Genomic DNA, 5,306 nt, shown 5'->3' on the forward strand with positions numbered 1-5,306 from the left:
CATTTTAGTAGTAAGTTTTACATATCTTTCTTATACAATGTACTTGACTTAAAAGTAGATTTTGTTTGTAAAATGTCTTCTTGCTGCACTTCTATTAACGTATCATCTTGGCAGCTAACTATTGTAAACAATACGAATATACATAAATAATTAAATAAATTTCTTACAATTTTCATAAATTTTGAATTATTAAATTTGCGATTAGTCTTAGAGAACTTTTGGCTTTAATCACTTGTGTTTGTATTTTAAAACACAATCATCGATATCGCTCCCGTGAAAATTTGAGGTATTTTTTCACCAGATTTAAGTTGTTGAATTATAGTTAATTACCGTAATTTGGTAAAAAATATAAATCCATAGATAACCGAATCCCACATTGTAGAAACCGCAAATACTTTTGTTCTCATGCGTGTTCTAAATGCTGAACGATAAAAATGTTATTTAATAATAATTATTATTACTAGTACAGATTTACTTGTAAGAAAAATAATGATACAATTATTAGATTTTACTAAAAGTAAGTTTTGTCTGTATTAGATATGCATAGATACGTATAAATAGATCCAAATCCTTACGGGTTTCCATAAAACGGTAATTTTTCCACGTAGTTGCAGTAAATATGTGTCTAACTCTCTTGAAAAAGGATGAGTTTTTAGAATACAACGTATAAAACCAAAAAAATCTGTACTTTTGTATTCCAAATACCATTTGGACAAACACTATGAGTCAAAAAACCTTATTGAACTCAAAAGAGATAGGAATTATTCTGCATCGATTGGCATGTCAGCTCATCGAAAATCACCTCGATTTTTCAAATACTGTACTTGTTGGAATTCAACCTAGAGGAATTTATCTAGCGGAACGACTCGCAAGCATTTTACGTGATGAATACGAAGTAAACGATATTCAGTTAGGATATCTTGATATTACTTTTTTCCGAGATGATTTCCGCCGTAGCGAAAAAATTCTGGAAGCAAACAAAACAAAAATCAACTTTGTTGTCGAAAATAAAAAAGTCGTCTTCATTGACGATGTATTGTATACAGGAAGAAGTATTCGCGCAGCATTGACAGCTATTCAATCATTTGGAAGACCTGAAGAAATTGAATTATTAGTGCTAATCGATAGACGTTTTAGCAGACATTTACCAATACAACCAAACTATCGCGGACGACAAGTAGACGCCATCAACGAAGAAAAAGTGAAAGTGAATTGGAAAGAAAATGATGGAGAAGACATGGTATATCTTATTAATCAAGAAAAAGACAAGTAGAAATGAGTGAATTAAGTGTAAACCACTTGCTAGGCATTAAATATCTCAAAGAAGAAGATATACAACTCATTTTTGAAACGGCTGATCAATTTAAAGAAGTGATCAATCGTCCCATAAAAAAAGTACCTTCTTTACGCGATATTACCATTGCAAATTTATTTTTTGAAAACAGTACGCGAACAAAACTTTCGTTTGAATTGGCAGAAAAACGCCTTTCGGCAGATGTAATCAACTTTTCCGCTTCGCAATCATCCGTAAAAAAAGGTGAAACACTGATTGATACGGTAAACAATATCTTATCAATGAAAGTTGATATGGTTGTAATGCGACATCCAAATCCTGGTGCAGGTGTGTTTTTGTCTAAACATGTAGATGCAAGTATCGTAAATGCTGGCGATGGCGCACACGAACATCCAACACAAGCATTATTAGATTCGTATTCTATTCGTGAAAAATTAGGCGATGTAGCAGGGAAAAATGTAGTTATTGTGGGCGATATTTTACACAGTAGAGTAGCGTTATCAAACATTTTTGCACTCAAACTGCAAGGTGCAAACGTAAAAGTATGCGGTCCAAAAACATTGCTGCCAACATACATTGAAAGTTTAGGCGTCGAAGTAGAAACAAATTTGAGAAAAGCACTCGAATGGTGCGATGTAGCAAACATGTTGCGCGTGCAAAACGAACGAATGGACATCAGTTACTTTCCATCAACACGTGAATATGCACAGCAATATGGAGTGACCAAAACATTGTTAGATTCGCTAAACAAAGAAATTGTAATCATGCATCCAGGACCAATAAACCGTGGTGTAGAAATTACAAGTGATGTAGCAGATTCCAAACAATCAATCATCTTAAATCAGGTAGAAAACGGAGTTGCCGTGCGTATGGCAGTAATTTATCTACTAGCAGCAAAAATTAAAAACTAACAAAAATGTAGGTTTTGTAAGTATTTCTATTAAAATAGGGGTAAACATATTTTAAAGATGCAACTATGCAGTAAATTTTGTAAATTGTTGATAGATCTTAAAAAGATAGCCTAAAAACCCTCAAAAATTAGAACCTATGATTTTAGATAAACAAGAAAATATTCTCATTATCACCCAAGAAACTGCTGATACAATAGCACTTGTAAAAAAGATTGATGCACGTTATGATGAAATGGAACACGATAATATCATTGTAAATTTATTTTCGTTCGGAAACTTGAAAAAAAGCGATTTGGTAGAATTTTTACAACTCTCCAAAAAACACCGTGCTGCCAAACATTCTTTTGTCATTGTAACCAACAAAATCAGTACAGACGATTTGCCAAAAGCTATTATGACTGTGCCAACACTGCAAGAAGCGTTTGACATTATTGAAATGGAAGAAATAGAACGCGATTTAGGATTTTAGCCTACAATACAAAACACAAAATGTAACCGTTTGAAATTAACCATACTTGGCTGTTACGCCGCAACACCAACAAAAAACACAAATCCAACCGCGCAAGTATTGGAAATTAGAAACCACATCTTTCTTATAGATTGTGGCGAAGGTACACAAGTACAATTGCGTCGAAGCAGAGTCAAATTTGCACGCATAAAACATATATTTATCTCACATTTACATGGAGATCATTTTTATGGACTTATCGGATTAATTTCCACATTTATGTTATTGGGTAGAAACACTGACTTACATATTTATGGACCGAAAGGACTCAAAGAATTGACGCTTTTACAACTAAAATTAACCAAATCGTGGACGAGTTATACCCTGTGTTTTCACGAATTGGAAAGTGACGAATCTGAAGTTTTATTTGAAGATGAGAAAGTTACAGTGTCAACCATTCCATTAAATCATCGCGTGTATACCAATGGCTTTCTTTTCAAGGAAAAAGAAAAAGAACGCAAACTGAATGTCAATGCGGTAATGAATTATGAAATTGACAAATGTTACTATCAAAACATAAAAAAAGGAAGAGATGTTACGTTAGATTCTGGTGAAGTCATTCCTAACGAAAAACTTACTTTCAATCCTCCAAAATCAAAAGGGTACGCATTTTGCAGCGATACTGTATATTTCCCTCAAATAATTGATCAAATCAAAAATGTAGATGTATTATACCATGAAGCTACATTTTTGGACAAACACGATCAATTAGCCACTAAAACAAAGCATACAACCGCAAAACAGGCAGCAATAATTGCCAGAGATGCGAATGTTGGTCAACTCGTACTTGGTCATTTTTCAACACGTTACGATGGTTTCAATGAATTCAAAGAAGAAGCCCAAACTGTATTTGAAAATGTAGTACTAGCTGACGACGGAAAAGTGTTTGAGTTTAATTAATTTAAAAAAATACAGTTGTACGTATGAATACCTATAGAATTCTAAGAATTACTATTGGAGTTGTGATGCTCTTTTGTTTGTGTCAATGTAGTAAAATGGAAACGCTGAAAAAGCTTTCTGATGAAGACACAAAGCGATTAACTGCAATTGGGAATATGATCAATGAAGATGTTGATAAAGCAGATTTAGAAATCAAAGAACTATTCGTAAAAGCAGAAATGAATGCTGATTTGCTGTTAAAAGCGAATGCATATTTAAAGCTTGGAATATTACTCACTAAAAAAGGCGAATTCAAAAATGCAAAAGATACCTTAGTAAGTGGCGTAAACATGATAAAAGATATCAAAGACTTGCCCTTAAAAAATTTATTTTTATTGCGAATTGGAAATGTATACGCTTTAAATGATAAAAGTGATATTGCCATGAACTATTATACGAAAGTATATGAAGATGCATCTGCAAAAAATAACAAAAAAGAAATCTTTTTAGCGCGTGCAAACATGGCAAAAATCATGCGAAATGCAAAACGTTTTGAAGAAGCTTTAGAAATTTACAAGAAATCATACAAGCAGCGTGAATTATTAAGTATTAAAGAGAAAAATTTGGCGAGAGTATTGATGGGAATTGGCGGCACATTCTTAAAAATGCAAGAACCAGATTCAGCATTACACTACAGCAGAAAAGGATTTAAAATAAGCAAGTCTATCAATGATAAAAGTGGAGAAAGTTTCTTTCAGCATGATTTTGGAGTCGCGTATTACCTAAAAGGAGATTATACAAAAGCGTTGAAACATCTTGATACGGCAAAAACATACATAACGTTTTTAAAAAATGACGAACGTTTATCAGAGACACTATTCAATATTGGTCGCTGTTACTACAAATTGCAAGAATATAAAGCTGCTATAAATCAATTTAATGAAGTAACTGCTATCATAAATCAAGCAGAAAAACTTGACAGTAAAGGTTTTGATCCAATTTACTTGGAAGACATGTATGATCTTTTATCAAAATGCTATCTGGCAACAGGAAATATTTCTGAATCAGGTATGTATGAAGGGAAACACGATCAGTTAAACAGAGCTAAAAACAAAGAGAATAATGAAATTGCGAAAGCGCTTCATGAAAGTGAATTCAATATAAATAATGATTTTATCAAAACGGTTTTAGCGGCTAATGAACAATTATTGTCGCGATACAAAGGAATTCTAATGGGAATTGGTTTGTTATGTATGATATCGATTGCATTCGTATTCTATTATAAAAAGGAAGCTAAAAAGAACAAATTAATTTTTGAAAAGCTAATTCAATCGAAAGACGAAAAAGAAAAACAAACAGACTCAAAACCGAAAGAAATCATTATCAAAGATGCCAAAGTAGAAGAAGTATTGAAGCGATTAGAAAAAATAGAAGCGCAAGCATACTTTTTAGAATCTTCATGCTCGTTGGCAAATATGGCAAAAAAGGCAAAAACCAATACGACCTATCTTACACAAATACTAAAGCAATATAAAGAAAAAACGTTCTATCAGTATTTAAATGAATTGCGAATCAATTATACAATTGACCGATTAAACTCAGACAATCAATTTCGTAAATATGCCATCAAACATATAGCGTTAGAAGTTGGTTATAAAAGCCCTGAATCGTTTACAAAACATTTCAAAAATGCAACAGGAATAAATCCTTCATA

Annotated in this window: 5 protein-coding genes; all 5 read left to right on the forward strand. The window is 32.5% G+C overall.

The annotated features are described in order from the left end of the window. Positions 1–721: 721 nt before the first annotated feature. Positions 722–1,273, forward strand: coding sequence for a bifunctional pyr operon transcriptional regulator/uracil phosphoribosyltransferase PyrR (gene pyrR / locus AB8B65_RS01900; RefSeq protein WP_405299107.1), 552 nt, complete (start codon positions 722–724; stop codon positions 1,271–1,273). Between the two features lie 2 nt (positions 1,274–1,275). Then, positions 1,276–2,205, forward strand: a complete 930-nt coding sequence (locus tag AB8B65_RS01905) for an aspartate carbamoyltransferase catalytic subunit (RefSeq protein ID WP_405299108.1) — start codon at positions 1,276–1,278, stop codon at positions 2,203–2,205. A 136-nt stretch (positions 2,206–2,341) separates the two neighbouring features. Beyond that, a complete protein-coding gene (locus tag AB8B65_RS01910) occupies positions 2,342–2,674 on the forward strand; it encodes a ribonuclease Z (RefSeq protein ID WP_405299109.1) in 333 nt (110 codons plus the stop codon). Between the two features lie 30 nt (positions 2,675–2,704). After that, positions 2,705–3,613 carry a ribonuclease Z gene (locus AB8B65_RS01915; protein WP_405299110.1) on the forward strand — a complete coding sequence of 303 codons (909 nt, stop codon included), beginning with the start codon at positions 2,705–2,707 and terminating at the stop codon, positions 3,611–3,613. 23 nt (positions 3,614–3,636) lie between these two features. Next, on the forward strand, positions 3,637–5,306 hold a 1,670-nt coding region (locus AB8B65_RS01920; protein WP_405299111.1), incomplete at its 3' end, for a tetratricopeptide repeat protein.

Origin of the sequence: Kordia sp. (genome assembly GCF_045105435.1) — a bacterium.
Lineage (GTDB): Bacteria > Bacteroidota > Bacteroidia > Flavobacteriales > Flavobacteriaceae > Kordia.

Bases quoted from the DNA above. Each gene is read 5' to 3' on its own strand.
- pyrR (WP_405299107.1), top strand. From the start codon at position 722: ATGAGTCAAAAAACCTTATTGAACTCAAAAGAGATAGGAATTATTCTG.
- AB8B65_RS01910 (WP_405299109.1), top strand. From the start codon at position 2,342: ATGATTTTAGATAAACAAGAAAATATTCTCATTATCACCCAAGAAACT.
- AB8B65_RS01905 (WP_405299108.1), top strand. From the start codon at position 1,276: ATGAGTGAATTAAGTGTAAACCACTTGCTAGGCATTAAATATCTCAAA.